The following is a 26990-nucleotide window of genomic DNA, read 5'->3' on the forward strand; positions in this document are numbered from 1 at the left end:
TAAAAATGAACCGTTCAGGTACCGGGTGGCTGCTGCTGGCAGGCCCCCTGCTTTTGGCTACATCCTCGGCGCAAGCCAACTACTCCCCCAATGACTGGCGACAGTATCAGCTGACTGGCGAATCGAGCCGGCAGCTGGCCGCTCGCATCACCGAGATCACCTACGAGCTCAAGGCGCGCAGCAGCAATGCACCCTATCAGCAGCTTAGGGTCTACCGCCGCTTCGACTGGCAGAACAGCGATCTCGCCGCACTGGCCGAGCAACAGTGTGGCGACCCGCAGCTCAAGGTAGATGCGGGCTGGCAGATCCGCTTCATGCGCTGTGAAGACCGGATTCCAGCGGGCAAGCTCATTCCCGCCAGCAGTTATGACTTCGGTTATGGCCTCAAGCAGGGTCGCTGGGAGCAGCTGGCGGGCACGCCGACCGCCCAGCGGCAGGATCGTCTGCCGCTGCCGCAAGCCATCATCCTGGGTCAGAGCGAAAGGGAGCTGGATCGTTGCGAGCTCAACGCGCAGGGCCGCTGCGCCGAGTCGGAGTGGCACTATCAGCCGCAGGATTGGCAGCAGTTGCAGGTACTTGAAGAGACCCCGAGTGAACGGGATGGCCGGTTGGAGCAGATCTTCTTCCGTCTGCAACCGGTGGCAGGCAGTCAGGCTGCCGCTCAGGTCAGCGAGCTCCATGTCTGGCGCCGCTATCAGTGGCAGCTGGATCAACTCACGCCTCAACAGGAGTGTGATGAGCCGCAGGAGCGCAAGGAGGGGAGCAACACCATCCGCTATCGCATCTGCCGTCAGGTGATCCCCGCTGGCAGCGAGGTTCAGGTAACGTTGCAAGATAGCGGCTACCAATACCCGGTCGCCGGCGGCGAGTGGCAACCCCTGCCAGAGAGCAAAGAGTGGCAGGAGAGCCGGGTGCTCAATCGCCCCATCGTGCTGGCCAGCAAGGAGGAGCAGCTGGAGTGCCGCCGTGCCAACGGTCGTCTCTGCTCGGAGCCAGAGCAGCCCGATGTGGATCTGCTCGACAGCGATGCCGCCAAACTGGTGGCCGACGTGAGCGGCCAGAACAGTCCTGCCTGGCAGGCGGATTACGGCCACGATGACGCCAAGCTGATGGCGGTGGTGCGCGGCATGCGTGCCCTGCTGGCGGCCAACCAACCGACCCATCCGGCAATGGACAAGCTGCTCTACTATGTGCGCGCCCACAACTACCACGGCGGCGTTGGCAAAGAGAGTGATCAGGTCGCCCGGGCACTGGCCGGGGTGATGATTGATCTGCTCAACCACCCATTGCTGCTGGGAGCTGAACCGCAGGATCAGGCTGGCACAGTGCTGGAAGCCTGGAGCGTGGCAGCGCAGGGACAACTTGGCCAAGCCGCCTTCCGCCAGAGTGCCGCCCCCATGCTGGCCCAGCTCAACCAGGCGCTCGGCTATGCGGTGCAACATGCGGCGCAGATCAATGGCCACAAACCCTGGGCCGATGGCCTGTTCGAACTGCTCAATCTGGTCGATCAGAGCGCCTCTTACGGTCAGCAGGCAGACTTCAGCGCAGCTGTGCAGCAACAGGAGGCGGCATTGCGCCAGAGCCTGCTGCAACTGGGCCTGAGCGAGCTGGCCCTCTGGAAACAGCGCGATGGCTCACGGGATCTGTTTATCTTCAACAACATCCTCGATGCCCATAGCCGTCTCTACCAGATGATGCGCTACCTCCATCACACCAGCCCGGATAAGGCGATCGCCTACCGCCAACAACTGGATCGCGATGTCATCGCCATCATGCGCCAGCAGGGACTGGTCCCGGGCGGCCAGCATCCGGCCGCCATGCTGGAAGAGGTCTCCCTGACCCTTTCCAGCTACTACCTCACCTACACGGATCGCACCAGCGAAGCCTGTGTCAGCGGCGAGTTTGCCGGGCTTTGTACCCCGATCCGCATGGAAGATATTCTGCCGTTCGAGCACACCTGCTCACCCACCCTGCGTCTGCGCGCCCAGGATCTGACCCAGGCCCAAGCCGAAGGGATCTGCCGCGAGCTGGGTGATGAAGAGCAGCGCTTCCACCAGCAGATGGAGACAGGCTGGCAACCGGTGGCCGATGATCACAACGAAGCGCTGGAGCTGGTGATCTTCAACTCCTCCGCCGACTGGGGCCGCTACGGCAGCGCGCTTTTTGGCGTATCCACCGACAATGGCGGCATCTATATCGAGGGGGATCCGGCTCGCCCCGGCAATCAGGCCCGCTTCTTCGCCTATGAGGCGGAGTGGAAACGCCCTGCCTTCCAGGTGTGGAACCTGCGCCACGAGTACGTTCACTATCTCGACGGCCGCTTTAACCAGTACGGCAGCTTCGGCCACTATCCGCTCAACCGCACCACTTGGTGGGCCGAGGGGATTGCAGAGTACATCGCCCACGGCCAGTGCTTTGCCCGGGGTCTGGATAACGTGGCAAACCGCCCCGCCAACCAGCGCCCGACACTGGCGGCGATCCTCCACCTTGACTACGAGCAGGGTGGCGAGATGGTCTACTCCTGGTCCTATACCGTGCACCGCTTCCTCAACGATACCGGTCGCGGTGCCAGCTGGCTGGCGCTGGCACAGGCGCTGCGCAATCCGGATCGGCAGCAGGCGATGAGCGACTTCGAAGGGGAGCTGGACCGGCTGATCGCCAACGACAGCGACGCCTATCAGGCGTGGCTCGCCCGGGATCTGCTGCCCTGGTGGCAAGCCAACAAGGAGTCAGACGCCTGCAAGGGTAACGACTCCGCCCACTGATAGACCTTCATCCAACAGAGGGGCTGCCACCGCAGCCCCTCGCTTTATCTCTCGCTCCCTCGGCCTCTGCTGCGACAACCTCTGCCCGAATGAGGTGCCCGCCCGTTATCAAGCCTGACGCCAGCGGCCGAGTTGTAATAGAATGCCGATAGCCACTCCCAACTTCAGACCCTGACCGCACCGCGCATGAAGAAGTTTGCCAAGATCCTCCTCGCCTGCCTCGTTTTGCTGCTGGCACTGATTGCCATGCTGCTGGGCTACAGCGAGTGGATCGTCTCGGATGCCCGTCACTACACCTACGATCAGGTGGACAAGGTGCCCTACAACCGGGTTGCGGTGGTGCTGGGTACCTCCAAATATCTCTCTGGTGGCGGCCCCAACCACTACTTCAAATACCGCATCAAGGCGGCGGCCGAGCTCTACAACAATGCCAAGGTGGACTTCATCATCGTCTCCGGTGACAACGCTACCGTGCAGTACAACGAGCCACGCCAGATGCGCCGCGCCCTGATCAAGGCGGGCATCCCCGCCTCCGCCATCTATATGGATTTCGCCGGATTCCGCACCCTCGACTCAGTGGTTCGCGCCAAGGAGGTGTTCGGCCAGGAGCGCTTTACCGTGGTCTCCCAGGGCTTTCATAACGAGCGGGCCATTTTCATCGCCCGCCATTTCGGTATCGATGCGGTCGGCTTCAATGCCGAGGACCCCAGCGCCTATCAGGGGATCCGCACCCGGGTGCGGGAAGTCTTTGCCCGCCTGATGGGGTTGCTCGACCTCTATGTACTGGACAAGGGGCCCAAGTTTCTCGGGGCACCGGTCCCCATCGGTCTGCCTGTGCCTTGCCAGTCACTGAGCACCATCGGCAGCCTGCAACCCTGCCTCAAACAGCCCAAACCGGCTGTGGATGAGGCAAAGCCAGCGGCAGTCTCTGCCGCGGTTGCCACCGAGTCTGCTACTCCATCAGCCTCGGCCGTGACGGAACAAGTCACGCTAGCTTTATCCGCTGCGGCAACGACTGAGCCGGTCACTCCCGCCAAATCCGCGGCAGAAACCGCCGCCGAGATGCCCAGCGCGGCCTTGCCCACGTTGCCGGTGGCCTCTTCAGCCGCCAGCGCCAGCACAGCCACACCATAAACAGACGACCCGCCAACTGGCGGGTCTTGCTATTACAGCGCGGGTTGTGGCGGTGAGCCTGCACACCCATACCCAGCGACAGGTCAGCCTCGCGCCGCCTGATAGCGGCGGGCCACTTCGGCCCAATCCACCACCTGATAGAAGGTTGCGATATAGTCAGGACGCTTGTTCTGGTACTTGAGATAGTAGGCGTGCTCCCACACATCCAGCCCCAGGATCGGGGTATGGCCATGTATCAGGGGACTATCCTGATTGGCACTGCTCTCCACCTGCAATCTGCCTGCCTTGTCCACCACCAGCCAGGCCCAGCCACTGCCAAAACGACTCAAAGCCGCCTGAGTGAAAGCCTGCTTGAAGGCATCGAATCCCCCCAATTCCCGCTCGATGGCCAGAGCCAGTTCACCACCCGGCTCACCGCCCCCCTGCGGGCTCATCACCAGCCAGAACAGGGAGTGGTTGGCATGGCCGCCGCCATGGTTGCGTACCGCCCCCTGCAAGGTGACAGGCAGAGTATCGAAGCGGCGCAGCAGAGCCTCTACCGGCATTGCGGCCAGCTCTGGCGCCCCTTCCAGCGCGGCGTTGAGGTTGTTGATATAGGTCTGGTGATGACGGCTGTGGTGGATCTCCATGGTCAGTGCATCGATATGGGGTTCCAGTGCGTCGTAGGCATAGTTCAGGGCTGGCAGGGTATGGCTCATGATGACCTCTGTTCGGATTAATGGAGCCGGGATGAGGGCTCGCTCTGACACAGGCAGTGACCGAGCGAACGCATGATCCCGGCGTGGCTGCCGTGGCGCTGTACGAACGTCAGCAACTCGGCACGGGTTGTGCGGGTATGGCGCAACGCGGCTTCTCGCAGGCGAGAGGAGCAAGCGGGGGAGTGACAGGTCGCCAGCAGGCAGTCGTGCACATAGCAGAGCAGGTCGGCGGCGCGATCGGGCAGGGTCATGGCCACCAGCAGATCCGCCAGATTGTGGTGAGCCACAACCAGCGCAGCCACCGCCTCATCGGCGTCATGCCACTGCACCAATTGCTGACGAGCCAGCCAGAGCGCCTGCTGATAATGGGCCAACGCCTGATGATACTCGCCGCAGTCAAACAGCCGGTTGCCCTCTCGGGTCTGCTGTTTCCAGTGACTCATGCTGCTGCCACCTTCGGTCGACTCGACCCATCCCTTCACCCAGGTTGCTGTCATATGCTTCACACCAACAAATGATAATAATTATCATTACATAAACCATATCCGGGAGACAAGGGGCGTCGGGATCGCAGCAAACAGACAAAACAGCGCGGCCACCCCTTGGCAAGGAGTGGCCGCTTGAGGCACCGGTCAGTGGATTCGACCGGCCAATGGCAAGTTAACGGCAGGTCAGATGTTGTTGGCTGGCGAAGGCGGGGCGATCCCCAGCAGCATATGGTCCATCATCCCCACCATGCGCCCTATCTCGGGCTTGGTGATGGTATCGTTGGCCCCCAGTTGCAGCGCTTTCTGGCGGTTGTCATCGCTCATCAGAGAGGAGAACATCACGATGGGCATATCCTTGTAGGAGGGGGTATCCCGTAGCCGCTTGAGCAGGTGCATACCATCCATGCGCGGCATCTCCACATCGGTGATCACCGCATTGACGAAGCCGGTCACCGGCATTCTCTCCTCCTGGGCCAGACGATCGAAATCCGTCATCATCTCCAGCCCCTCTCCCCCGTCCTTGGCCGTGATCACGTTGTAGCCAGCGGTGCGCAGGGTGGTCTCGATCATCTTGCGGATAAAGGCCGAGTCGTCCACCACCAGAATGGTTTTGCCCTGTCGCAGCGCCATCATGCGATCGTCGATAAGCACTTTGCGATCTTGGGTGACGTCGTACTTCTCCATGCTGAGCTCGGGGTTGATATCGGCGATGATCTTCTCGAAATCGAGGATCATGATGAGGTTGCCATCGCGCCTGACCACGGCCACCACGCAGTCGTTCTCCCCCGCCTCCAGAAACTGGCTGGGGGACTCCACATCCTCCCAGGATACCCGGTGGATCCTGCTGACGCTATCGATCAGAAAGCCGTTGGCCATCTTGTTGAAGTCGGTGACGATCACCACCTTGTGGCTGGGGTCAGGGTTGGTCTTGATGCCGAGCCAGCCTGCCAGATCCACCAGCGGGATGAGGCGATCCCGCAGGGAGAAGACCCCCACCATATGACGCTGGGCGTTGGGGTAATCTGTGGTCTCCGGCACCCGGATCACCTCGCGCACCTTGGCGACGTTGATCCCGTAATAAGCGGTTTTTTCACGGCCGTCCGGTAGCTGCTTCTTGAGGTGAAACTCGATGATCTCAAGCTCGTTGGTGCCACTTTCGGTCAGGATAGATTTACGCTCTTCCCCATCTTTGGACATCATGGTGACTCTCATTCTGGTTGCGCGGGCAGCAGACCGCTGCGGTTTTCCCTCAGTATAGGAATGGAATTCACCCAACGGCTCGGATCTCGGCAAGATTGCATCGTTAACCGCTTGATCCCGCAGGCTGGCGGGATCGTATCTGCCAATCAGGACAACATTGGCGGATGGTGAAATCCATCATGTACTTACAAGGAGCCTGAGATGAGTGAAGGTATCGTCGTGATTGGCGCTTCTGGCGGGATCGGGGCGGCTCTGGTGACACACTGGTTGGCGGCGGGTGTCGGGCCAGTGATTGCCATCAGCCGTCAGCCCGCACCAGCAGGAGCCTCTTCGCCAGCCCTGCACTGGCTATGTTGTGATTACAGCGATGAGCAGATGGCAACTGCGGTAGCCCGCATCGCGGAGTTGGCACCGAAACCGCACAGGGTGGTGATCTGCAACGGCATCCTGCATCAGGGGGAGATCCAGCCGGAGAAGCGGCTCGAATCACTCAATCTTGATGCCATGACCCGTCTCTACCAGACCAACGCACTGCTGCCGCTGTGCTGGTTCAGCCAGTTGTTACCGCTGTTTGGCCGCGAGCCTTGCACTCTGGCCGTTCTCAGTGCCCGGGTCGGCAGCATTGGCGACAACCGAGCGGGCGGCTGGTATGGCTATCGCGCATCCAAGGCTGCCCTCAACATGCTGCTCAAGTGTGCCGCCATCGAGCTGGCCCGGCGGGCCCCAGGCGTCAAATTGTTGGCCTTCCATCCCGGCACAGTGGATACCCCGCTCTCCCGCCCGTTTCACGCCAATGTACCGGCGGGAAACGTGCAGAGTCCCGAGCAGGTAGCCAACCATCTGGTTAACCTGATGAACCGGCTACAACCGGATGGCGAACTGAGCTTTCTCGACTGGCAGGGCAACCCTATCGAGTGGTAGAGGAACTCAAGAGACGCGCCAGCAGCGCCCGCAAACTCTTGATCACGGCCGGCTTGCCCGCCAGTTGCAACCTCGCAGCCAGTCTTCCCCAGTCGGCATATTGCCAGATGGCTGCTATCAGCAGATAACGCTCGTCAGGAGTCAGTGAAGCCAGCACAGCCAGATGGCGCGCCAGCCACAGCTGCAAGCTGGATTGGCTCAGTTCGAATGGCTTGTGATGCAGGGCAAAGCACTCAACCTCATCGCGCTCGAACTCGCCAAGCTCCGCTGCGGTAGCGGTACTGCCTTGCAGACATTGCCATACCAGCTCGGGATCCAGCTCGCTCAACTCACCAGCCAGCAGGGTAGGCAACTGGCGAATGAAACGCTGCTGCCACTGATCCAGCTCGGGCTCATGCTCGGGTTTCAGCGCCTTTAGCAGCAGGGCTGCGTGGCAGCCGCTGGCGGCATCCCGTTGCAGACCGATGCGCAGCACCTCCAGCCCTGCCTTGCGCCAGAAGGGGAGCAGGTCGGCGCTGGCCGAAAAGGCCGAGCCGAGGTAGTCGGTGCCAATCTGGCGATAGTGCTCCTCAAGCTTGCCAAGCAGCAGTGAACCCAGACCGTGCCGTTGCAGCTCGGGGTGGATGGCGATACGCATCACCCGGGCGTAGCTGCGCCCCCCCGCAGTCTTGAAACCGGCATGAGCTAGCAGCGACTGGGGCAGCAGATGGCCGCGCGGACGACGACGCCCGGCCCAGATCGCCTCGGCCAGCTCGGGATCTATCTCCCCTTCCCGCGCCACCAGCGCCACTCCCAGCAGGCACACATCCTGCTCCAGCAGATGGATGTCGAGATCCGGGCTCTCCAGCAGCGATCTGAGATCGCTCGGCGTAGTCTGGTAGTGAGCCAGCACCAGCAAGCCGAACAGCTGGTTGAGCAACGTCTCGTCGCTCGCCAGCACCTCCTGATTGACCAGACGCCAGCTCGGGCTGGTCGGCGGCAAGGGCATTGCGACTTCGGCATTGAGGCCGAGCAGGCGGAAAATCAGCGGCTCCAGCGGATCACGCTTACTCCAGCGAATGGGCTCAGAGAGGTGGATCTCCTGCCACTCCGGGGTCTGGCTATCGAGCACACGCTTGAAGCGCAGGTGAAAACCGCGCCCCGTCCCCTCGTAACCATGCTCGGTGGTGGCAAACACGATGCGGCTGTGGCGGGCCAGCATGGCCTCGAGCAGCGGGGTCGGAATGGCGGCCGCTTCATCCACCAGCAGCAGATCGGGATTAATCGCCTCGTGCACCAGCCGATCCGGCGAACAGTAGCTCAGCCCAGCCAGCTGTCCAGGCGTGGTATCTAGCCCGCGAGCTGCGTGGGCAAACAGGGTCGCTACCGTTGCCTGCGAGGGGGCCGTCACCACTATGTTCAGCGAGGGTTGCTGGCGCAGCAGCTCGGCGGCAGCCAGCCCCAGCAGCGCACTCTTGCCTCGGCCGCGGTCGGCGCTCAGCACCAGTGGCCGACGACGATGGCCGTGCAACACCTTGTGGATGGCGGGCAGTGCCCGTGTCTGATCGCAGCTCAGCCTGCGCTCCGGCCCAATCGGTTGCCACGGCTGCGAACAAACCGGCGGCTCCAGAGAGAGGGCAGGATCACCTTCCAACAACCGCACCAGCCGGGCGATAAAGCCGTGGCCCGCCCGGCTCGCCTCCTCCTGCTGGGCCACCAGCCGGATCCGGTCGGGATCCGGCCATGCGGGCCACTGCGCTCTGGGTGGGGTCAGCAGCAACAGCAAGCCTCCGGCGCGAAGAGTGCCCGCCAGCGCCCCAAAGGCATCGGGGTGAAAGCCGCTGAAGGCGTTGAACACCAGCGTGTCGCACTCCTGACCGAGCCGCAGCAGCGCCTTGGCGGCGGGTTGCGGGGCATAACTCTCGGGCCCGGCACCCAGCCAGAAGACGGTCTCGCCGAGCAGGGATTGGGCGCGGGCAATGCACTCGCCCTCCTCCCCCTCCAGCCAGATCAGTCGCCGCTCACCGGCGCGGGCCAGCGCCTCGCGCAGCAGGGTGACCTCTTGCAGTGTCATGAAGCTTGGCTGTAAGCCGGTTTGCGGGGCTCGAACATGCGATCTCCCATCTGATCGATAAAGGTGTGGGCCTTCTGCACCATGAAACGCTCAGCATCGGCCGGATTGGCAAACAGATCGGAGCGAATAAAGCGATGAGTCTGCAGCACGCCGTCCAGCTCCTTGGTGATGCGCCCTGCCAGTCGGTACTGGCCACCTTCTGCCATGGGCTCCGGATAGATGAGATAGCCAGCATATTCGGTGGGAGTGACTTCCGGCGCCTTGGTCGGCTCGCCCCCGAACAGGGCGCTGAACAGTTTCTTGAGCATGGTGATCTCCTCTGGTTGCCAGCATTGTCCCCAAGGGGTTGCACAGTGGCAAGCAGGGGATCTTATTACCAATGGTTATTTGCACTACGAACCATTCTCATTTAGATTTCATCTCATTCCACAAGAGGTGACCATCATGTACGTCTGTTTGTGCCGCGGCATCACAGATACCCAGATCCGCAAAGCGGTGCAGTCAGGTAAAAGCGAATTCCGCCAGCTCAAGCAGTCGCTCGAGGTGGGCGCCCAATGTGGAAAATGCGTGCGCATGACCATGGAGATCATTGCCGCCGAGCTCGACAAGATGGAGCAGGAGCAACCCGTGCTCTACTACGAAGTGGCCTGATCCGGACACCTCTTTTCTGATGCGACCCGCCAACAGGGTCACCCCTTTTCTCAGGCGAGCTGGCTCGCCAGACCTCTTGTTGTCACTTTTCTGGACTAAGCTCTAACGATCGAAGCCTCAGGCACGAACCAAGGAGCACTGTCGATGAAAGGAGATCCCAAGATCATTGCCCACCTCAACAAGGTGCTGGCCAATGAGCTGATTGCCATCAACCAATACTTCCTGCACGCCCGCATCTACGATGACTGGGGCCTCAAGGCGCTCGGGCACAAGGAGTATCACGAGTCTATCGATGAGATGAAACACGCCGACGAGCTGGTCAAACGGGTGCTGTTTCTCGAAGGGCTGCCCAATTTGCAGGATCTGGGCAAGCTGCGTATCGGTGAAACGGTGGAAGAGATGCTGCGCTGCGACCTGTCGCTGGAGATGGATGCCATCCCCGACCTCAAGGTAGCCATCGCCTATGCCGAGTCGGTGCAGGACTACATCAGCCGCGACCTGTTCCAGGAGATCCTGGAGGATGAGGAGGAGCACGTGGACTGGCTGGAGACCCAGCTCGATCTTATCGATCGCATCGGGCTGGAGAACTACCAGCAGTCGCAACTGCACCACAGTTCATCCTGAATAGTTATGGCATGAAAAAACGGTTAAAAAACCCGCTAAGGCGGGTTTTTTAATGTCTGGCTGCATAGCTTTTCACACCACTTATCAGCATGAAAAATAAGCGTATTTTTGCTATTCAGATCGCAAAAACAGACGCTTGGCAGTTGCACTATTGGGGCCCCTCACAGGGACATACAATAACAACATGTGAAAGGACTAAATCATGCACTTCCTACCCAACAAGCTCGCGCTAGCCTGCGCCATTGCCCTGTCTCTTGCCGCCTGCAATGACAACAGCTCGAACGCACCTGCAGATCCCGCAGCCACCAAAGCATCCCTGATGCAAACCATGGATGAGGCCCTGCGCGAGAGCCAATCGCTCGACCCCTACGGTTTTGCCATCGATGCCACCAGCATCGCCAAGCGCAAAGCACTCGACAGTTCACTGCTCCAACGACTGAATGCTCTGGATCCCACGGTGCTAAGTGAGCGGGATCGGCTGTTCTACGACATGATCCGCTGGGACTTGCAGATCAATCTTGAAGGATACGATTTACCCCAATCCCAGATCCCGATCCATCACTTCCGCAACCGCGTGGTGGATCTGGCAGATGACGTCGGAGCAGCCCCTGCCAGCGGCAAAGCGGCTCGCACCGTCAGCGGTGACTTCGACTATTTCGAGCACAGCTCGGCCGACAGGGTCACGCCGGGTGATGGCGCATGGCGACGGGATCTCGACCGCACAGACACAGCTCCGGCACTTGCAATGGCAACTCGAGCAAAGACAACAATGACCCCGCTGGCCTGGTATCAGGAACACCTCACCTGGCTCAAGGCCTATGATGTCTATCTTGCCGAGGTGAAACACCAGTTCGAGCTGGCCAGTGTTCAAGGCAACACCTTGCCTGATGAGCTGGTAGACCGGCTGCTGGCCCAGCTCAACAGCAAGCTGGATGGGGAGGCGATCGCCGGCTCCAACCTCGGCTGGCAGCAGTTGCCGGGGGATGCCGATGCCACACTGCGAGCAGACTACAAAGCCGTGTTGGACAGCATCAACACCCGCTATCTGGCGCTGCGCGACTATCTGGATTACCAGCATGGCGGCGCCTATGCAGTGCGCTTGGGTAGTGGCGAGTGTGATGATGGCTTCTGCGGCATGACCAACGGGCGAGACTGGTATCGCTGGCTGCTGAAGAAGCACACCACCACCAATATGACACCCGAGCAGGTACATGAGCTGGGATTGAGCGAGGTAGAGCGGATCTTCGCTGCCATGGTCAAGGTATGCCATTCCGTCGGCAAGTGTGACAGCGACGACGTGAGCCAGAGCAAGCAGAGCGGCCAGATCTACGCCTTCTTCCGCTATCTGAACGAGCCGACCTTCTTCTATCAGAACCCGCTAGAGGTCTGGTCCGCCGGCCTCAACCCGGACAATGCAGCCAGGGCGACGTTGAGCGGGCCACAGCAGCAGGCGCTGGCCGAACACGAGCGGGCACTGCAGGAGTACAACGTCTTCAAGAGCAAAGCAGCACTGGTGCTGCCAGACTTCTTCGATGCCGAACGTACCATTCCCAAACTGGATTACGAGGTGGTGCCCGTCTCCTATGAAGATGCGCCATACGGCGGGGTAGCCTGGTATCAGGACGGCAACCCGCAGACCGGCCGCAAGGGGCAGTTCTTCCTCAACACATACTACCCCTATGGTCTGCAGAGCTGGAACATCAGCACCCTGCTGGCCCACGAGGCGGCGCCGGGTCACCACTTCCAGATCACCATCGCCCAGGAGCTAGCCGCCAAGGATCCCGACTTCCCGCAGTACGTGGCTAACGCCTCCTACACCTCCTATGCGGAGGGCTGGGCGCTCTACACCGAGTATCTGGCGGATCACGACATGGGGCTCTATCAGGGGCGCGGTCTCTACGATCCGGCGGTGGGAGACGTGAAGGTCGAGGGGTCTTCCGCCTTCAACAACCAGTTGCAATACTTTGGCCGCCTCAACGAGGAGATGCTCAGGGCGATGCGGCTAGTAGTGGATACCGGTATCCACTGGTATGGCTGGAGCCACGATCAGGCCGTCAACTACATGAAGGAGAACTCGGCATTGGGTGCTGGGGACATCAGCTCCGAGGTACCGCGATACATGGCCTACACTGGCCAGGCGACCTCCTACAAAGCGGGCCAGCTGGCGCTGATCCGGATGCGGGAGTCGGCCGAGCAGGCACTGGGCGGAGGCTTTGACCTCAAGGCGTTCCACCACCATGTGCTGGAATACGGCATGCTGCCCATCTCGGTGCTGGAGCAGAAGAACAAGCAGTGGATTGAACAGTCGAAGTGATCACAGTTACGGCGCCCAGCAAGGCAACGGGCGCCGCTTTCGATTAGGATACGGCTCTCTTCCAATAACAATGCTACGGACGATTTCCATGGAACAGATTGCACGCGAGATGGCGCCCCACAAACGGGTGGCTCTGGTGGCTCACGACAACATGAAAAACCCTCTGCTGAACTGGGTGATGCGCCGCAAGGAGGAGCTCAAGCTCCACCATCTCTATGCGACCGGCACCACCGGCACCATGCTCGGCAAGAAGGCGCAACTGCCCATCACCTGCCTCTTCTCCGGCCCCATGGGAGGCGACCAGCAGCTCGGCGCCCTGATCGCCGAAGGGAAGATCGATGTGCTGATCTTCTTCTGGGATCCCCTCAATGCGGTGCCGCACGATCCGGACGTTAAGGCGCTGCTCCGCCTCGCGGCAGTCTGGAACATCCCGGTAGCCACCAACGAAGCGACCGCCGACTTCATCATGGACAGCCCCCATATGCGGCAAGCGTTCAGCGTACAGATCCCGGATTACGCCGGTTATCTGAAGGCACGCACCGAGTGATCGGCTAACCCGTCATGCAAGAGGGCCGCAACAAGCGGCCCTCTTTAATTGGGAAAATGAATCAGCCAGGGACACAAACCGGCGCCGGCTTATAGCGCGCGGGCGAGAATGCGTGCCACCCGATCCGGGTCGATATCCTGCTGCTCACCGAGCGCGGTGCGCCCCACCCGCTTGAGGTTGGAGCAGACCGCCGGAATGCAACTTTCGCTGAGGCCATAGTCAGCCAGCCGGGTACCCAATCCCATCTTCTGGAAGAACTGCTCGGTACGGATGATCGCCTCCTCGATGCGCAGGGCCTTGTCCTCGCGGGTCGAATGCCACACCCGCTCGGCAAACTGGGCCAGCTTGTCCTGCTTCTGGCTCGCCCGCTCACGCAGCAGCGAGGGGAGCACCACGGCCAGACTCTGGCCGTGGTCGAGCCCGTAAAGCGCCGTCAGCTGATGGCCGATGGCGTGAGAGGCCCAATCCTGCGGCACTCCGCAACCGATAAGCCCGTTGAGCGCCAGACTGGCCGCCCACATCAGATTGGCCCGCACCTGATAGTTGGTCGGCTCCGCCAGCGCCTTGGGGCCGTTCTCCACCAGCACCTGCAGCAAACCTTCCGCCAGCCGATCCTGTACCTCGCCTCCCACCGGAAAGGTGAGGTACTGCTCGGCAATATGGACGAAGGCATCCACCACTCCATTACCGGTCTGGCGCGGCGGCAGACTGTTGGTGGTCGCCGGATCGAGCACCGCAAATTGCGGCTGCACCAGCGGGCTTCTGAAGGAGATCTTCACATCCCCCCGGCTCACCACCGAGGTAGGATTGCTCTCGGAGCCGGTGGCTGGCAGGGTCAGCACACAGCCCATCGGCAGCGCCTTGTGCACACTCGCCTGTTTACCGCAGATATCCCAGGGATCATCCCCCTCGTAGCAGGCGGCGGCCGCAACAAACTTGGTGCCATCCACTACCGAGCCGCCGCCGACGGCTAGCAAGAAGTCGATGCGATCGCGTTTAACCTGCGCCACCGCCTCCATCAACAGCTCGAATCTGGGGTTGGCGCCGATGCCGGAAAACTCCTGCCACGTCACCCCTTCCAGCGCCCGGGTCAGCTGCTCATAGACGCCGTTTTGCTTGATGCTGCCTCCGCCGTAGAGCACCAGCAGCCGGCTGCCGGGCGGGATCAGTTCGGGCAGGCTGGCGATCTGCCCCTCGCCGAAACAGATACGGGTCGGATTGGCATATTGGAAGTTGTACACGGCGGACTCCTCGACTGACTCAATGCGCGGACATTGTGCGCCTGTGGGGAGGTGAGGTCAAAAGAGGTGGCAGAAGCTTGCCCATCGGCGGTCGACACTGGCCCATCGGTGCCGACCGGGTAGATCTCAGAACAGCGGCAGGATCAGGCGGTTTTGGCCTCATCTGTGGATGAGCTCTTCTTGCCGGTCAGGCGATCCATCGCCTCCTTGAGCATCGCCTCTCGCTGCTCGTTGAGCGGCTTGCTCTGCTCCGCCCGCTCTTCCGGCGTCAGCTTCTTGTTATCGGCGATGGTCTTGAGCTTCTCTTCGATCTCGTTGAACTTCTTGCGATCGAAACCGAGCGCCTTGTCCACCAGCTGCTGCACCACGCCCCCCTTGTCGGAGCTCATATCGAGCGCCGGTGGCAACTTGTTGTTCTTGGCCAGATGTTCGTAGGTCAGCACCTGCTGGGCCTGGCCGGTCATGCGCTGGGTGGAGAGGCTGACCATCTCCTCCCAGCCACCGCCCTGACCGCCGCTACTGGCACTGTTGAGGGTAGCGAGGGCACGGTTGTTGGATGCGCTCTGGGCAAGCTGCTGGCTGTAGGGTTTGATATCCATGGGGGCTCCAATTCAGTGCGCATCTGCGGCAATGGGCACAGGCTGATCCGGTCACATGGGGCGTCAGGCCCCACCATTATCAATTAAACCAGCAAGTTACAGGCCAACTTGTCAGATGGTGCAAGATCCCGCGCTATGGCGGATCTCACCACGCCCCACACGCAAGGCTGGCGTCAGAATCATGACTCATCTGCTGCCGGCTCTCGCTGTTTTGGCACATTTCGCCGTCCACGCGCCACGACGCCAGAGAAAAGTCAGGAACCGCAGCTCGATCACAAAATAAACAACCACTCGGGAATACAATTTTGGCGCACATCACAACCAGCCAGCCGTGTCATGGATGATCTGTTCGAAAAACCAATAACAGGCAGACCAATCTGCCGTGCTCACTCCGCTGCCAGTTCGGAGTTGCAGCCTCCCCACACCTCATCCCCTCGTCTGACTCTCACTCACCGCAACCCTTCGGGTACACCTATGAAAAAACACACCTTGAGTCTTCTCTCTGCCACCCTGCTCACCCTGCTTAGCACCAGTGCCGACGCCTGTACCGGCCTTATTGTCGGCAAGGGAGCCAGCTTGGACGGCAGCGTGATGATCGCCAGAAACGAGGATTTTGGCGTCAACAACTGGAACAAGTACCTCGCCTTCCGGCCCGCGCAGCAGAACGAGGGCAAGGTCTGGAAACTGGGCAACGGGCTGGAAGTGCCGATGCCCAAAGCATTTTTCGCCTACTCCGCCATCCACGACTGGGATGCCACCACCAGCGATCCGGCAGGCAAATATTATGAAGAGCGCGGCATCAACGAGTTCAACGTCGCCATCTCGGCCACCACCAGTGCCGAGGTCAACGACAAGGCCCGGAAAGCCGATCCGCTGATCGAGAAAGGAGTGATTGAAGCCATCATCCCGACCCTGATCCTGCCGCAGGTCAAAACAGCCAAAGAGGGGGTCGAGCTGCTTGGACGCTATGTGGAGCAATATGGCGCCGGTGAGGGCAACAGCCTCTATCTGGCAGATGTGAACGAAGCCTGGCTGATGGAAATTGGCTCCGGCCACCACTGGATTGCGGTGCGGGTACCGGACGACAGCTACGCCATGGTGGCCAACGGTCTGCGCATCCACGGCGTCAATCTCGACAGCGCCGATGTGCTGCACTCGCCCAAGCTGCTGGAGTTCGTGCGCGAGCACAAACTGCTGGATAACGCCGACCCGAAAGAGTTCAACTTCGCCAAGGCGTTCGGAGTGATTGCCGATCCCTACAACGTGGATCGGGAGTGGCTCGGCCAGAACATGCTGACCGCCTCCCACAAACAAGCGACCCGGCAGGCGCAATATCCACTGTTTATGAAGCCGGATGCCCCCATCGCCGTGCCGGACGTGGCCAGGGTGCTGAGCGCCACCTATGACGGCACGCCGCTCGCGGGCAAGGCGGAGCGGCCGATCCGCGTCGATCGCCAGCTGGAATCCCACGTCATCCAACTGCGCAAGGAGATGCCCAAAGAGCTGCAGGGGCTCATCTGGCAGAGCTATGGCGTGCTGGCCGAATCTGTGATGGTGCCGCTCTACAACGCGCTGGAATCCTACCCCCTGCCCTATCGCACCGGTAACGACAGCTACTCCGATGATTCCGCCTACTGGCAGTTCCGCAGCCTGACCGCGCTGGCCAGCGCCGCTCCAGACAAATACCTACCGCTGCTGCGCGGCGTCTGGAGCAAGGAGATCAACAAGCTCTACAAGGAGGTCGCCGTCCTCGACCAGAGCCTGAAACAGGCCTACGCCAGCGACAAGGCTACCGCCATCGGGCTGGCCGCCGACTACTCCTATGGGCAGCTGGAGCAGACCTATCAGATGGCCAAAGATCTGCGCTACAAGCTGATGACGGATCTCACCAAGCGCAGCGAGAAGAAGTATTCGCCGGAGGAGTTCAAGAAGATCATGAGCCTCTAATCGGCTCGCCAATGCAAAGAGGCTCCCACGGGAGCCTCTTTGTTTCAACCAATGCAGCGATCAGCGACGGCTGATATTGAGCGGGCCGAAGGTCTGCGCCACCGGCATGATCTCGATGCTGTTGATGTTGACGTGGGCCGGTTGCTGGCTCACCCAGAGCACGGTATTGGCGATATCTTCCGGCTGGATCGCCTCCACCCCCTGATAGACGGAGGCCGCCTTGGCATCGTCACCGTGGAAGCGCACGTTGGAGAACTCGGTGCCGCCGCACAACCCCGGCTCCACGTTGGTGACGCGGATGGCGGTGCCCGCCAGATCGGCACGCAGGTTGAGGCTGAACTGCTTCACAAACGCCTTGGTGGCGCCGTAGACATTGCCGCCCGGATAGGGATAGGTGCCGGCGATGGAGCCGATGTTGATGACGTGGCCGCGATTGCGCGCCACCATGCCCGGCAGCAGCAGGCGGGTGAGCAGGGTCAGACCGCTGATGTTGGTGGCGATCATCTGCTCCCAATCTTCCAGATCCGCCTTGTGGGCCGGCTCCAACCCCAGCGCCAGACCGGCGTTGTTGACCAGCAGATCCACCTCGCTCCAAGCGACCGGCAGACTGGCGATGGCGGCGCGGGTAGCCGCCTTGTCCTGCACGTCGAACGCCAGCGGCAGGAACTGCTCGCCCAGCTCGTCGGCCAGCGCGGCCAGCCGCTCGGCACGGCGACCGGTACCGATCACCTTGTAGCCTGCCTGCACCAGCTGGCGGCTGATGGCTTCACCAAAACCGGACGAGGCGCCCGTTACCATTGCAATCATCTGAACCTCCATATCTACACCGATATTGTTATTTATCTGTTTGAATCTATTAAGATTCATTCATCGCTCAATTCACGTCCGGTCGCCTTGCGCCAGACAAATACCACCAGATGGAGCAACAGCAGGCCCGAGCCCCCCAGCGCAAACAACAGGCCGGTGAGGGCGTTGACCGAGGTGTCGGCGCCGCACCACCACCAGACCAGCCAGCCAATCAGGCCGATGACGAAGGTCTGGCCAGCGCAGACCGGACAGCGCCCCAGCTTGGCCCTGATGGCGGTGGCAAGGCAGTTGTCGCAGCTCATCCTGCTCCTCGATTCTGCTCGTTCAACATGATCAGTTGGCCCGCGCAGAGGGCTTGCGCGCCTGAGTGCGAGCCACTCTGCGCCGCTCACGCTCCTCGTCGCTCACCAGCGGCAGCACCAGTCGGTGGGCGTGCTGGTCGCGGCCATAGTAGTCCGCCAGCCGCTGCTGGGGACGAAATCCCAACCCCTGATAGAGCGCCAGCGCCTCTTCGTTGGCATCCGCCACCTCCAGCCGGATCGCCCCCCAGCCAGCGGCCTTGCCCTCGCGGATCACCTGCTCCAGCAGGCGGCGGGCCCAGCCGAGACGGCGCACCGTCCAGCGGATAGCCAGTGCCTGAATGACCAGCCGATCCCAGCCTCTGTGCTCCAGCAGGCAGAGATAGCCCATCAGCTGATGTTTCTCGTCCAGCAGCAACAGGGTGCGCCCCTTGGCGTGGGCCAGCAGATAGTGCCAGCGGCTGCGGCCAAAGGCGACTTCGGGGGGAAAACAGTAGCGTTCCAGATTAACGATGGCGCCCAGATCATCGGTTCGGGCCGCACGTACGGTCAACACGGGGAGTCCTTGTTCGGTTATTTATCCTCAGCACCAAAAATGCGACTTGTATCACAAGTTACCAAGGCGTCATATTAGGCACTGTAACCTCTTGTTTCCCCTCGCGCCATTGTCGTGCTTGTCGGTGCATCGAAGCCCACTGGGGATCCTGCCTGTTCAGGCAGTCTGATCTGTGGAGCCGAAAATATGAGTACCTATGTCATCGTCGAAGAGCTGGGCGACTGGCCTTGCCATGCCGATTATCTGCTGACCGCCCGCACCTATCTGCAACATGGCGTGCCGACCACCGGCGGCCGACCCCGCATCATCAACCTCTGCCGCAATCTGGAGCACCTGAGCGCAGGCTACTACTGCTCGTTGCTGGCCCAAGCCCGCGGCCACCACTGCCTGCCGGGTCTGCAGGCCATCAGCCGACTGCAACCCCAGCAGCCACCGGCCAAACTGTGGCGCAAGGCACAGGGGTGGCTGGCCCAGCAGAGCGAGGATCGGATCCGGGTGCGCGCCATCTTCGGCCAGTGTGAACAGAGCGAGCTGGCGGGGCTGGCCCGCTACTACTATGGCCTGAGCCAGCTGCCGCTGCAGGAGCTGACCCTCAAGCGCGGCCGCCACGGCTGGTCGGTACGCCAGCAGCAGAGCCTGTCACCGCTGGAGCTGAGCCCAAGCGAGAAAGAGTTGATGCTGCACCACGCCCAGGCGCTGGTGGGGACCGGTGATGAGGAGCAGGCGGCGCCGCTCTATCAGCTCGCCATTCTGGTGGATCCCGATGATGGCCGGGCCAGCAGTGACGGGCTGGCGCTGGAGCGCTTTATCCGGGCTGCCGCAGCCCAGGGCATCCGGGCCGAGATCCTGCCACCGTCGGCCATAGAGCGGCTGCCGGAGTTCGACACCCTCTGGCTGCGTGCCGAAACCGCAGTCGGCCACTACACCTTCGAATTTGCCCACCGTGCCGAACAGCTCAAGATGCCGGTGATCGACAGCTCCCGCGCCATCCTCGCCTGCAGCAACAAACTCTACCTCTACGAGCTGATGGTGCGCAGCGGCGTGCCCATGCCGCCCACCATGGTGGTGACCCGCCGCGGCCGCCACCATGTGGACGAGCTGGTACAGCGGCTCGGCCTGCCGCTGATGGTGAAGGTGCCCGACGGGGCACAGGGGCGCGATCTCGCCTTGGCCAGCGACGAGCAGCAGCTGGCCCGCCTGCTGGACGAGGGGCTGGGCCGCTCCGCCCTGCTGCTGGTGCAGAGCCGGATCCCCGCCGAGTTTGACTGGCGCATCGGCTTTCTCGACGGCTCGCCGCTGTTCGCCTGTCGCCGCTACCGGCCCGAACCCGGCAACCGCATTCGCCGCCGCAAGCACCCCCTCGACATGAGCCGCATCGAGGCGCTGCCGCTTAACGAGGTGCCGGAGCGGGTACTGCAGACCGCCCGCCGCGCAGTCCATCAGCTCGGCAATGGCCTCTACGGGCTCGATTTGCGCCAGCAAGGGCGCGACTGCGTGCTGCTGGAGATCGTCGATAACCCCTGGATCCGCGGCGATATCGAAGACATGGAGGCGCAGGATCTCTACGAACGACTGGCCCGCGCCTTTCGCCAGCGGCTGGAAAACAGGGGCCAGACCACCGCATAACCCGCCATGACTTTGTCGCCCACAATGACAGAGAGGGCCCCGCGATGGCGCCCTCTCTCATATCAACGCGTGCTGTGGCTGACTTATTGCAGACGCAGGAAACGCCCGCTCAAGGGCGGTATCTCCACCGTCACGCTGCTGCCGCCGATGGCCAGACTCTCGCCGCTTTGCAGATCCATCAGCGCGCTACCGCTGCGCAGTTTGCCCGTCGGCAGGTTGTAGCTGAGTGCCGTGGTGGAGAGGTTGAGCAGGTAGACTATCTGCTCCCCCGCCGTCTGCTTGATGTCACCATAGAGACTGCCCTCGGCCACCAGTTTGACTCGCTCTCCCTGATAGAGAGCGGGGTGGGCGGCACGCATCGCCAGTAGCTGGGCCAGCCACTCTTTCAGCTCGGCTTGTTCGCTACTTGGCACAAAGCCGGTGACAGCGGGCACCTTGCCGTCGCTGCGGGCCACATGATCGTCGCACAAGCCCTGCGCTGCGCAGTCACCACCAACCTTGGCGGCAAAGCCCGGCACCTCGTCGCCAAACTCCTCGCCATAGTAGAAGGTGATGGGGCCGGAGCGAGCCGCCATAAAGCTGAAGGCCGCCTTGTGGCGCTGCCAGTACTCGGCCGACTTGAAGTTGCCGCGTTCCAGCAGATCGCCAAAACGCACCAGATCGTGGTTGCCCAGCATCAGATTCGGCATGGCGTGATTCGGGTAGTTCTCCACCTTGTTCCAGCTGGCATCGAGCACGCTGGCCCCCTGCCCGCCCTTGCCGGACTCCTCCACCGCCAGCGCCTGCACGATGCCGTAGCGCAACGGGAAGTCAAAGGCCGAGGAGAGCGCCGGATTGTCGCTGCTGCCGTAAGCCTGGGCGCGAATGTCGTCAGCCCCCTTCCACACCTCACCCACCATGTAGCCAAGGGTGCCCCACTGCTGACCGGCCGCCTTGCGCGCCGCGCTGGCCTGCTCCACCTCGCTGCGAATAGCGCGCCAATCATCCAGCCCAAGCTGATAGGCCTGATCGAGGCGCCAGCCGTCGATGCCGTACTGCTCTACCCAGTAGCGGGCTACCTCCTTGAAGTAGGCGAGGCTCTCCGGCTTGCTGTAATCCACCAGCTGGCCGGGATAACCCGCACCGCCGCTGGTGAGGGCTGGCAGACGCCCCTCTGGCGAGGGCTTGCTCACCCCCACCTTGTTGACGTGGCCAAACACCCCGTCGAGGAAGACATAGAGACCACGCTGGTGCGCCCCGTCCACCAGCTGCTTGAGCTTGGCATTGCTGCCAAAGTTGGGGTCCACGGTGAAAAAGTCGCAGGCGAAGTAGCCGGTGGCATCGAGCTTGTTATCACCGCCCTGACCAGCGCAGGAGTCGAACACCGGGGTGAGCCAGATGGCGTTGACGTTGAGACTCTTGATGTGGTCGAGGCTATCGATGATCCCCTGCAGATCGCCGTTGTGCTGGGAGGGGCCATAGCCGACGCCGTAGTTGGCGCTGCCGTCACCATCGGCAAACGACTCCACCATCACCTGATAGATGCGCAGGTTGCAGGCGGGTTGATCGTCGCCATAGCAGGCACGACTGGCCGTCGCGACCGGAGGGTGGGTGACCGGCGGATTGACGACGGGGGGAGAGCTCTCCCCGCCTGAACTACCGCTGCCGCCGCAAGCCGCAAGTAACAGGGCGGCCCCGAGCAGGCCGCCATAGCGTAACGTTCCCTGTTTCATTGTTATATTCCCGCTGTGAGAGCAGGCGTCTGATACGCCTGTTTTCCACCATGATAGCGATGCTCACACAGCGGTGTCTGTGACTGAAAACGTTATCTGACTCAACTGGTTATAGCACCCCTGCCGAAGCAAAACGGTAGTTGAGCGAGAGCCAGTAGGAACGGCCCGGCTCGGGGATGCGGCCGCTCTGCTCATAGCCCAACCCCGCCTGACTGGCGTGCACCGACTTGGAGAGGTGCTCGTAGTAGAAGGTGTCGAACAGGTTGTCCACCCCGGCCGAGAGCTGCCACCCCTTGGCAAACTGCCAGGCGCCGCTCAGGTTCATGGTGAAGAAGCCCGGAGTCTCCCCCTGATCCTGACCCGCGACCGTGCCGGAACCGACGTCCACCCGATCCTGCGCCGCCACCGCGCGCCCCAGCAAGGTAAAGCTCAGCGCCTCGTCCGGCTGCCAGCCCAATGCCAGCTTGCCATCAAGCGGCGGCATCTGGGCCAGCGGCTTGTTGTCGCTCTGATTTTCGCCGTAGACCACCGCCAAACCACCATCGAGACGCCACTGCTCGGCAAACTGCCAGCGCCCCTCCAGCTCGCCACCCCGGGTCTGGGCATCGATATTGCGCACCTTGTTCGACTTGCTGTTGTAGAGCAGGTAGTCCTTGATATCGGCGCTAAAGAGGGAGAGGGTCAGGTCCAGCTCGCGGCTGCGCAAAGCCAACCCCGCATCCCACTGGCGACTGCGCTCCGGGTTGAGGGTGAACGGGGTGCTGTCCTTGCTGCGCTCCCAGTAGTCCGGCGCCCGCTCTGCCTGCCCCCACGCCAGATAGCTGGACCAGCGTTGCGACCACTGGTACTCGTAGCGGCCAAACCCGCTGTTCAGACTCAGGGTATCGCTGTAGAGGGTCTGTTCACCGGCGCCATAGCGGGTGGTCTCGACCCTATCCTGACGATAACCGCCCTTGTAGCTGTGAGCCCCCTGCTGACGACCCAGCTCGGCAAAGCCACCCTGCTGCTCGAAACGCAGGGTGCGCTGGCGATCCTTGGTGGCATAGTCGACCCCACTCCGACTGCGGTGCTGATCCCGGTTGCTGTCTAGCCCGGCGGTCAGCAACCAGTCGGCAGGAAGGGCGATATCGTTGGCCCAGCGGCCGCCGGTATTGCGGCGATCAGGGTTGCTCAGGGATTTGGTGCTGCTGTTTTGCCGCAGGCTGAAGTTGTCCATGATGTGGTCTATGTAGTTGTCCCACAGGGTCAGCTCGCTGCGCTGCCAGTGAGTGGTGATCTGCTCCTGCTTGAGCTTCAGCCCGAAGGATTCGCGATCAAACATGGGGCCATCCATGGTGCGATCCGCATAGGCGGCACGGGCGTTACTGCGCTCGGCGGTGAGCTCCAGCCAGGTGTGCTCCCCCGGCGTCCAGCCCAGCTGGGCGGTGCCGTTCTCGCGGCGATAGAAAGATCGCACCTTGTTACCGTGACCATCGCGGTAATCGTCGCTGTCGGAGTGGGTGAACTGACCGCGCAGATAGCCGTCGGTCGAGCCCGCCGTCATATCCACCATCTGATCATCACGGCCAAAGCTGCCATAGAGGGCCGAGGCATCGGCCTTGAGGCCCGGTGCGGTGAACTCGGGTCTGTCCCGCTCGAACAGTACGGTTCCCGCCAGGGTGGCACCCTGCTCGAGGGATTGCGGCCCCTTCAGCACCCGGATCCGGTCAAAGGATTGGGGGAACACATAGGCCGTGGGCGGGTCCATCCGGCCACCACACCCACCGGCCAGCATGCCGCCATCCATCTGCACGTTGAGGCGGGACATCCCCATCCCCCGCAGCACAGGGTCGCCACCGAGCCCCCCTTTGCGCACCATGCTCATGCCGGTGACATTCTTCAGATAACCGGCGCCGTCGGCTGCAGGCATGGGGGAACCGGGCTTCTTGGGATCCAGCGTCACTTCAAGTGTGCTGGCGGGGCGGGTTGCCACCACCACCATGGGATCCAGCTGTTGAACCGATTCCTGACCGGCAGCGCCGTGACAGGCGAGCCCGCCCACCAGCAGGGCAAGAGGTGTGCGCATATGACAAGCCATACATTTTCCTTATGTATTTGTTTATTTTGTTATTTTCATTCAACCGACCAAACATTTCAGCAAGGGAAAGGTTTGCCATCAGGCCGCAAAAAAGGCCTGCGGCGCGAAAGCGGCAAGCCTCTGTCAGGTGAAGCGAAGGCAAGTTGGCAAAATGTTGCGCAGGTTTTACCCAAGTTGGCTCAGAAAGGCAAACGGGCAAACATTCCAGTAACAGGAATCTGGCGTTGGCTCACAAAAAATGGGGATTAGCTGAAGGCTTCCCGCTCATCGATGGGAGAGATGAGGTGATAGACCTCATGGGCGGATAGCGTGCAGCCAACAGGCCACTCCAGCTGGTGGTGACGGTTGATGAAGACCCGGGCGCAGTGACGCTCGCTCTCCAGCTTTGCAAACAGCGGCTGGGTTCGCCAGGGGGTCAGATCCAGCACACCCGTGGTGCCATCCGATAACACCAGAAACAGGCGCCATCCCCGCACATACTCGACATCGATAAAGACCGGCATCCCTTCGGCTCCGATTGAGATAATTCGCGGCAATTATAAACACCAGTTCCCCATCCATACACGCTGTGGCTCACATTTTGCCCAGCAGATTATGCTGTGCTCATTAGTGGCGCGACATCACATTTTTAGATGATAAATGTGTTAATGCCGACTTTTAACAAACTTGAATGCAACCTTAACCAATTCGATCTGTCATAACCTCACAACAACTAAAAAAACGTCTGTGGACAGACGTTTAGAGTCTCATTCAGGAACAAACATGACGAATCTAAAACATCGACTCGGCCCGTTCTGGCCCTTCGCCGTCTTCTGCGCGCTCGCGCTTTTCTCTCTCTCTTTCAGCCGAATCGCCCTCGGTCTCTGGCAACTGGAACGGGTGGATGCCGTGGCCGGTTGGCAGGAGATGCTGCTGCAAGGGATCCGGGTCGACTTTGCGACCCTCTGCTGGGTCTGGGGTGTCCCCGCCATGCTCACTCTGCTGCTGGCAGGCCCCCATGCCATCGGCCGAGGCTGGCTGCAACTGATGCGCGTCTGGCTGACCGTCGGGCTCTGGCTGATGCTGTTCCTCGAGATCTCCACCCCCTCGTTTGTCACCGAATATGGCGTGCGTCCCAACCGTCTCTATGTGGAGTACCTCATCTATCCGAAAGAGGTGTTCGCCATGCTGTGGGCGGGGCGCAAAGCCGAGCTGCTGCTGGCGTTACTCTTCAGTGGCGCCGTGCTGGCCGGTGGCTGGTGGCTGAGCGGCCGTCTGGTGCGTGGCCTCAGCTTCCCCCGCTGGTATCTGCGTCCTGCCTTCGCCCTGCTCATTCTGGCCATAGGTTTTCTCGGTGCCCGCTCCAGTCTCGGCCACCGCGCCCTGAACCCGGCCATGGTCGCCTTTGCCGAAGATCCGCTGGTCAACTCGCTCACCGTCAACTCCGCCTACTCCCTCTTCTTTGCCATCAAACAGATGGGCGCCGAGGAGGATGCCGGCCAGTTTTACGGCGAGATGACGGAGCAGAAGGTGCTCGAGGTCATGCGCAAGGAGAGTGGCCGTCCGGCCAGTGATTTCAACTCCGAACTACTGCCCAGCCAGACCTTCAATGAGGCGAGCTTCCAAGGTAAACCGAAGAATCTGGTGATCCTGCTGCAGGAGAGTCTGGGTGCCCAGTTTGTCGGTTCCCTCGGCGGTCTGCCGCTCACCCCCAACATCGATGCTCTGTCGCAGCAGGGCTGGGCCTTCGAGCAGCTCTACGCCACCGGCACCCGCTCGGTGCGCGGTATCGAGGCGGTACTGACCGGTTTCACACCGACTCCGGCACAGGCGGTGGTCAAACTCGGCAAGAGCCAGACCAACTTCTTCACCATCGCCGATCTGCTCAAACAGCGAGGTTATGACACCAGCTTTATCTACGGCGGCGAGAGCCACTTCGACAACATGCGCAGCTTCTTCCTCGGCAACGGCTTCACCACCATCGTCGAGCAGAAGGATTTCGACAATCCGGTGTTCAAGGGCTCATGGGGCGCTTCCGATGAAGATCTGATGGCCAAAGCCGACGAGACCTTCAAGGCGCTGCACAAGGAGGGCAAACCCTTCTTCAGTCTGGTGTTCAGCTCCAGCAACCACGATCCGTTCGAATTCCCGGACAATCGCATCGAGCTCTTCGAGCAGCCCAAGCAGACCCGTAACAACGCGGCCAAGTATGCGGATTACGCCATCGGCGAGTTCTTCAAGAAGGCGAAACAGTCCGAATACTGGAAGGACACCCTGTTCCTGGTGATCGCCGATCACGACAGCCGGGTCGGCGGCTCCAGTCTGGTGCCCATCCCCCGCTTCCATATCCCCGGCGTCATCGTCGGCGACGGCATAGCGCCGAAGAAGGATCCGCGCATCGTCAGCCAGATCGACATGGCACCGACCCTGCTCTCCCTGATGGGGATCAGTGCCGACCACCCCATGCTGGGCAAGGATCTGACCCGCATGCCCGCCGACTGGCCGGGGCGCGCCATCATGCAGTACGACAAGAACTTCGCCCTGATGCGCGGCAAGGATGTGGTGATCCTGCAACCGGAGCGGGCGGCAGAGGGCTATGTCTACGACAATGCCAGCGAGAAGCTGACTCTGGCGGCGCAGCCGGACGCCTTGAAGGAAGATGCCCTCGGTCTTGCCCTGTGGGGCAGCATGGCCTATCAGAAGAGCCTCTATCAGACGGCCAAGGATGAACGCACCGCCGCCAACTGAGCCG

The 26990-nt window shown here is 61.5% G+C and carries 24 protein-coding genes; 11 read left to right on the forward strand and 13 right to left on the reverse strand.

Translation table 11 applies throughout. The features are described from left to right. Nucleotides 1-5 precede the first annotated feature (5 nt). A complete protein-coding gene (locus tag G5168_RS08875; RefSeq protein WP_421252088.1) occupies nt 6-2765 on the forward strand; it encodes a collagenase in 2760 nt (919 codons plus the stop codon). Nucleotides 2766-2951: 186 nt separating this feature from the next. Further along, nucleotides 2952-3899, forward strand: coding sequence for an ElyC/SanA/YdcF family protein (locus G5168_RS08880; RefSeq protein ID WP_421252089.1), 948 nt, complete (start codon nt 2952-2954; stop codon nt 3897-3899). Between the two features lie 83 nt (nt 3900-3982). Here the strand turns inward: G5168_RS08880 and G5168_RS08885 are convergent, their stop codons facing one another. The 3 genes from G5168_RS08885 to G5168_RS08895 all read right to left on the reverse strand — a co-directional run bounded on the left by G5168_RS08885 (nt 3983) and on the right by G5168_RS08895 (nt 6285). Further along, on the reverse strand, nt 3983-4597 hold the full coding sequence (locus G5168_RS08885) for a superoxide dismutase (protein ID WP_421252090.1): 615 nt from the start codon (nt 4595-4597) through the stop codon (nt 3983-3985). Between the two features lie 17 nt (nt 4598-4614). After that, entirely contained in the window at nt 4615-5094 is a 480-nt protein-coding gene (locus G5168_RS08890) for a hypothetical protein (protein WP_005354955.1), read from the reverse strand. A gap of 174 nt (nt 5095-5268) precedes the next feature. Further along, nucleotides 5269-6285 (reverse strand): chemotaxis protein, encoded by a 1017-nt coding sequence (locus G5168_RS08895; protein ID WP_227341877.1) that lies wholly within the window; start codon nt 6283-6285, stop codon nt 5269-5271. 201 nt (nt 6286-6486) lie between these two features. On the opposite strand from G5168_RS08895, the gene G5168_RS08900 reads away from it, so the two are divergent. Beyond that, complete coding sequence (locus G5168_RS08900; RefSeq protein ID WP_227341876.1) at nt 6487-7206, forward strand: SDR family NAD(P)-dependent oxidoreductase; 720 nt, start codon at nt 6487-6489, stop codon at nt 7204-7206. Here G5168_RS08900 and G5168_RS08905 read toward each other — a convergent pair. Further along, a complete protein-coding gene (locus tag G5168_RS08905) occupies nt 7193-9259 on the reverse strand; it encodes a tRNA(Met) cytidine acetyltransferase TmcA (RefSeq protein ID WP_421252091.1) in 2067 nt (688 codons plus the stop codon). The two genes, G5168_RS08900 and G5168_RS08905, sit on opposite strands and share 14 nt — an antisense overlap. Then, complete coding sequence (locus G5168_RS08910) at nt 9256-9567, reverse strand: HlyU family transcriptional regulator (protein ID WP_227341874.1); 312 nt, start codon at nt 9565-9567, stop codon at nt 9256-9258. Before G5168_RS08910 ends, G5168_RS08905 begins: the two co-directional genes overlap by 4 nt. A 136-nt stretch (nt 9568-9703) precedes the next feature. On the opposite strand from G5168_RS08910, the gene G5168_RS08915 reads away from it, so the two are divergent. The 4 genes from G5168_RS08915 to G5168_RS08930 all read left to right on the forward strand — a co-directional run bounded on the left by G5168_RS08915 (nt 9704) and on the right by G5168_RS08930 (nt 13395). Continuing rightward, nucleotides 9704-9910 carry a bacterioferritin-associated ferredoxin gene (locus G5168_RS08915; protein WP_005335965.1) on the forward strand — a complete coding sequence of 69 codons (207 nt, stop codon included), beginning with the start codon at nt 9704-9706 and terminating at the stop codon, nt 9908-9910. Between the two features lie 144 nt (nt 9911-10054). Next, on the forward strand, nt 10055-10534 hold the full coding sequence (gene bfr / locus G5168_RS08920) for a bacterioferritin (RefSeq protein ID WP_042053647.1): 480 nt from the start codon (nt 10055-10057) through the stop codon (nt 10532-10534). Nucleotides 10535-10736: 202 nt separating this feature from the next. Continuing rightward, nucleotides 10737-12848: a DUF885 domain-containing protein gene (locus G5168_RS08925; protein WP_227341873.1), complete on the forward strand. Its 2112-nt coding sequence runs from the start codon at nt 10737-10739 to the stop codon at nt 12846-12848. 88 nt (nt 12849-12936) lie between these two features. Continuing rightward, nucleotides 12937-13395, forward strand: a complete 459-nt coding sequence (locus tag G5168_RS08930) for a methylglyoxal synthase (RefSeq protein ID WP_158113613.1) — start codon at nt 12937-12939, stop codon at nt 13393-13395. An 89-nt stretch (nt 13396-13484) separates the two neighbouring features. Here the strand turns inward: G5168_RS08930 and G5168_RS08935 are convergent, their stop codons facing one another. Then, a complete protein-coding gene (locus G5168_RS08935; RefSeq protein ID WP_421252092.1) occupies nt 13485-14636 on the reverse strand; it encodes an iron-containing alcohol dehydrogenase in 1152 nt (383 codons plus the stop codon). A 143-nt stretch (nt 14637-14779) separates the two neighbouring features. After that, a complete protein-coding gene (locus G5168_RS08940) occupies nt 14780-15235 on the reverse strand; it encodes a hypothetical protein (RefSeq protein ID WP_005341510.1) in 456 nt (151 codons plus the stop codon). A 474-nt stretch (nt 15236-15709) separates the two neighbouring features. On the opposite strand from G5168_RS08940, the gene G5168_RS08945 reads away from it, so the two are divergent. Beyond that, complete coding sequence (locus G5168_RS08945; RefSeq protein ID WP_421252093.1) at nt 15710-17182, forward strand: C69 family dipeptidase; 1473 nt, start codon at nt 15710-15712, stop codon at nt 17180-17182. Nucleotides 17183-17242: 60 nt separating this feature from the next. Here G5168_RS08945 and G5168_RS08950 read toward each other — a convergent pair whose 3' ends face one another. The 3 genes from G5168_RS08950 to G5168_RS08960 are packed head-to-tail and all read right to left on the reverse strand — an operon-like array spanning nt 17243 to nt 18844. Continuing rightward, on the reverse strand, nt 17243-17989 hold the full coding sequence (locus tag G5168_RS08950) for an SDR family oxidoreductase (protein WP_047436602.1): 747 nt from the start codon (nt 17987-17989) through the stop codon (nt 17243-17245). 56 nt (nt 17990-18045) lie between these two features. Then, complete coding sequence (locus G5168_RS08955; protein WP_005363187.1) at nt 18046-18291, reverse strand: DUF3624 domain-containing protein; 246 nt, start codon at nt 18289-18291, stop codon at nt 18046-18048. A 31-nt stretch (nt 18292-18322) separates the two neighbouring features. Continuing rightward, nucleotides 18323-18844 (reverse strand): GNAT family N-acetyltransferase, encoded by a 522-nt coding sequence (locus G5168_RS08960; protein WP_139741640.1) that lies wholly within the window; start codon nt 18842-18844, stop codon nt 18323-18325. A 186-nt stretch (nt 18845-19030) separates the two neighbouring features. Here G5168_RS08960 and G5168_RS08965 point away from each other — a divergent pair, with 186 nt between their 5' ends. After that, nucleotides 19031-20470 (forward strand): RimK family protein, encoded by a 1440-nt coding sequence (locus G5168_RS08965; RefSeq protein WP_421252094.1) that lies wholly within the window; start codon nt 19031-19033, stop codon nt 20468-20470. An 83-nt stretch (nt 20471-20553) separates the two neighbouring features. Here the strand turns inward: G5168_RS08965 and G5168_RS08970 are convergent, their stop codons facing one another. Together G5168_RS08970 and G5168_RS08975 are read right to left on the reverse strand one after the other, a co-directional pair. Further along, complete coding sequence (locus tag G5168_RS08970; protein ID WP_421252095.1) at nt 20554-22182, reverse strand: alpha-amylase family glycosyl hydrolase; 1629 nt, start codon at nt 22180-22182, stop codon at nt 20554-20556. Nucleotides 22183-22291: 109 nt separating this feature from the next. Continuing rightward, the gene (locus tag G5168_RS08975; RefSeq protein WP_421252096.1) at nt 22292-24259 is read right to left on the reverse strand and encodes a TonB-dependent copper receptor; all 1968 of its coding nucleotides are present in this window, start codon (nt 24257-24259) and stop codon (nt 22292-22294) included. Here G5168_RS08975 and G5168_RS08980 point away from each other — a divergent pair. Beyond that, entirely contained in the window at nt 24248-24508 is a 261-nt protein-coding gene (locus G5168_RS08980) for a hypothetical protein (RefSeq protein WP_141108901.1), read from the forward strand. The two genes, G5168_RS08975 and G5168_RS08980, sit on opposite strands and share 12 nt — an antisense overlap. Here the strand turns inward: G5168_RS08980 and G5168_RS08985 are convergent. After that, a complete protein-coding gene (locus G5168_RS08985) occupies nt 24505-24762 on the reverse strand; it encodes a DUF2442 domain-containing protein (RefSeq protein ID WP_005335997.1) in 258 nt (85 codons plus the stop codon). The two genes, G5168_RS08980 and G5168_RS08985, sit on opposite strands and share 4 nt — an antisense overlap. Before the next feature lie 259 nt (nt 24763-25021). On the opposite strand from G5168_RS08985, the gene G5168_RS08990 reads away from it, so the two are divergent. Next, nucleotides 25022-26986, forward strand: coding sequence for an LTA synthase family protein (locus G5168_RS08990; protein ID WP_421252097.1), 1965 nt, complete (start codon nt 25022-25024; stop codon nt 26984-26986). Nucleotides 26987-26990 lie beyond the last annotated feature (4 nt).

This window comes from Aeromonas sp. 600724 (assembly GCF_049175135.1).
GTDB classification, from domain to species: Bacteria; Pseudomonadota; Gammaproteobacteria; order Enterobacterales; family Aeromonadaceae; genus Aeromonas; species Aeromonas veronii_A.